This is a genomic window from Candidatus Hakubella thermalkaliphila (genome assembly GCF_013281975.1).
Taxonomy (GTDB): domain Bacteria; phylum Actinomycetota; class Humimicrobiia; order Hakubellales; family Hakubellaceae; genus Hakubella; species Hakubella thermalkaliphila.
The window spans coordinates 9,616-12,740 of the sequence record NZ_BLRZ01000054.1; the positions used below are offsets into that span (position 1 = coordinate 9,616).

Annotated in this window: 2 protein-coding genes and 1 pseudogene; all 3 read left to right on the top strand. The window is 50.6% G+C overall.

Going from position 1 to position 3,125, the window contains the following annotated elements; genetic code table 11:
• The first annotated feature begins 156 nt into the window (after nt 1-156).
• The 3 genes and pseudogenes from ftsE (at nt 157) to HW443_RS06340 (ending at nt 3,008) form a co-directional block, all read left to right on the top strand.
• A pseudogene (gene ftsE, locus HW443_RS06330) lies at nt 157-844 on the top strand (cell division ATP-binding protein FtsE).
• Complete coding sequence (ftsX, locus tag HW443_RS06335) at nt 834-1,748, top strand: permease-like cell division protein FtsX (protein WP_176235853.1); 915 nt, start codon at nt 834-836, stop codon at nt 1,746-1,748. The pseudogene ftsE and the gene ftsX overlap by 11 nt, the downstream one beginning before the upstream one ends.
• Nucleotides 1,749-1,856: 108 nt before the next feature.
• Complete coding sequence (locus HW443_RS06340) at nt 1,857-3,008, top strand: murein hydrolase activator EnvC family protein (RefSeq protein ID WP_176235852.1); 1,152 nt, start codon at nt 1,857-1,859, stop codon at nt 3,006-3,008.
• Nucleotides 3,009-3,125: the final 117 nt, after the last annotated feature.

Sequence of the window (3,125 nt, forward strand, 5' to 3'; positions counted from 1 at the left end):
CGAGCGGGTACCCACGGAGCCGTAGGCTCGGTGGGTGTAGCGACTTGAGCGGTGCGAAAGATAGGATTGGGCAATCACTAAGATAATTTCCTCAAATTATTGCTTGATCCCTCGTTTTTTGTTATCCTATAGCCCTGGAGGGGGAGAGAGGTGAGCATGATTGTTTTTCGGAACGTGACTAAAAGGTACGGGACCAAGATGTTTGCTCTCCGCAATGTGTCTATGAATGTAGAAAAGGGAGAATTTGTTTTCCTGGTAGGTCGCAGTGGTGCGGGAAAATCTACAGTCATTAAGCTTCTTCTCAAGGAAATTGAGCCCACCTCTGGAGACATATTTGTGGCTGGCAAGAATTTGAGACAGTTGAGTTCCTGGAAGATTCCCCAGCTTCGGAGGAATATCGGATGTATCTTTCAGGACTTCAAGCTCCTGCCCAATAAGACTGTCTTCGAGAATATAGCCTTTGCGCTAGAAGTTATTGGCAAGCCCTCTTATGTCATTCAATCTCAGGTCCCTCAGGTTCTGCAGTTGGTGGGTTTGGCGGAGAAGGCTGAGCACTATCCCCACGAGCTGTCCGCCGGAGAACAGCAGAGAATCTCTATGGCCAGAGCATTCGTTAACCGCCCCCCCCCTGCTTCTGGCTGATGAACCCACGGGTAATCTGGATCCCTACACCTCAGAGGGGATAATGAAGCTTATCAGCCGGATAAACAAGATCGGCACCACCGTCCTTATGGCCACTCACGACAAAGCCCTGGTAGATTCCGTGCGTATGCGAGTCGTCGAGCTGGATGAGGGGGAAGTGGTCCGGGATCAAGAGAAGGGCGTCTACGGGTATGAGACTTAACCCCAGGTACTTCTTTATGGAGGCTCTGATCAGCCTGAGAAGGAACTGGCTGATGAGCGTGGCGGCCATAAGTACGGTAGCCATCTTACTTTTCATTGTCGGTCTTTTCTCCTTCCTGATCTACAATGCCAGAGCGGTCATAGAGGCTATTGAAAGACAGGTAGAGATAAGTGTGTTCCTGAAGGATGACCTGAGCCCCCCGGCCAGAGATGCTCTGGAAGAGGAGATAAGATCCTGGGAGGAGGTCAGGTCGGTAAAGTACATCTCTAAAGAGCAGGCTCTGGAGATATTAATCGAAACCGTGGGCGAAGATTCCGATATTGTCAAGGGGCTTTCAGGTAATCCCCTTCCTGCTTCCTTTGAGATCAGCCTCAAGGATCCCAAGACCGTAGAAACAGTAGCCAACAGATTTCTTCAGGAGAATGGGGACCATCGAGAGGGAGTCGATGATCTGCGTTACGGCCAGGAATACGTGCGAAAGTTGTTCTCCATAACCACGGTTCTGGGAATCATCATTGGTCTGGTAATTCTTCTCTTGTTCTTCTCCGCCTTAATTCTGATCTATAACACCATCCGCCTGGCTATTTATGCCCGAAGAAAGGAAGTTGAAGTAATGAGGCTGGTAGGGGCTTCCAACTGGTTTATTACCTGGCCCTTCATCTTGGAGGGCATAATTGAGGGAGTGGCTGGCGGCGCCATTGCCATTTTGCTGGCCTGGATGACCAACTCTTTTCTCCTGATCCCGGTGGAAGAAGCCATAGTGAGCGCTCTTCACATTCGGACTCTGGCTCTTACCGGCAGCGAGCCTATCCAGTTGCAGGTCTTCACCATGATACTGGTAGTGGGCGCCTCCATAGGGGCAGTCGGCAGTGGAGTTGCTCTGAGGAGGTTCTTGCGGGTCTAAACGAGTCTAAATAACCTGAAAAAGATCGCCAGGCTTGCAAGAGGGAACTATTGTCAAGTAGAGCTCTTTTAGCCGAGTAACATAGAATCAAGCTGATGTGCTAAAACGATGAAGAAAAAAAAGAAAGCTAAAGTATACACCTTCGTTATAAGTTTTATCCTCATAGCGACATTCTCCTTCCAGAGCGTCCTGGCCTACTCACCCCAGGATTCACTAAAGGACCTTCAGCAGAGGAAGCAAGAAGTCCAAAGGAGGATTAAAGAGGCTGAGAGCAAAGAGCACCACTATCTTACTCAGTTGAAAGTCATAGAAGTAGAGTTAGGCAAAGCTCAGGATCAACTGAATGCCCTGCATCAGGAGCGTGATGATCTGAATGTCAGGGTGGTGGAGGCTCGGAAGGAACTTCTGAGTCTGGAGAGTGAGCTGGCCCAGGTGGAGACAGAGCTGGCCGAGAAGACGGAGATCCTCAACGAGAGAGTGGCTGCCATCTACAAAGAGGGCGATCCTAACTATGTGGGTCTTCTCCTGGAGCCCAAGAGTCTTGCCGATTTTATGAATAGATGGGCTCTCATGACCAGACTGGCAGAACAGGATGCTCGCATAGTAGAGGAGATCAGAGAACTCAAAGAGGAGGCTCAGTTCAGGAGGGAGCGGATCAAGGACAAGCAGCAGCTCCTGCTGAAGGAAAAGGGGCGGGTGGAAGAAGTAGTCCAGGCGGCCGAAGCCAAGAAGAACGAGATCCTGGCTAAATATGAGGAGAAGAGTGTTCTTATCAACGAGGCCCGGCAGGATCTGAAAGCCCTGGAGGCTATGGAAGATGAGCTGGAAAGGCGTTCTCGGGCCATTCAGGCGGATTTGGCGATCCACACTGGAGGGAAGGCGCCTTCGGGGCGGCTGGTCTGGCCTACCTCAGGGGGCGCCGTAACTTCTGGATTTGGGCCGAGATGGGGAAGACAGCATACGGGAATAGATATTCCCAGGCCCCATGGGACACCCATATTCGCTGCTGCTGACGGTGAAGTAGTTCAGGTAAGGGCCGGCTGGGGAGGTGGATATGGAAACCACATAGTCATATATCACGGAGGGGGCATTTCTACTCTCTATTCCCATAATTCCAGAAATGCTGTATCCGTGGGACAAAAGGTAGAAGCCGGCCAGATCATCGGCTATGTGGGAGCGACCGGAAATGCCACCGGACCTCACCTGCATTTTGAGGTAAGAGTAAATGGTTCTCCGGTAAACCCCCTGCCCTACCTATAAAGGAAAGACAATTCATGCCTGCTAAAAAGAAAGTCCTCCTGGTCCTGTTTTCCCTTTTCATTGCCATATCCCTGGTTAGTTCCGGATTTGCTTCAGGAGTTCTCTACTCCCAAAATT

What these genes read in the sequence shown, in the direction of transcription:
- ftsX (WP_176235853.1), top strand. Translation starts at nt 834, where the DNA reads ATGAGACTTAACCCCAGGTACTTCTTTATGGAGGCTCTGATCAGCCTG.
- HW443_RS06340 (WP_176235852.1), top strand. Translation starts at nt 1,857, where the DNA reads ATGAAGAAAAAAAAGAAAGCTAAAGTATACACCTTCGTTATAAGTTTT.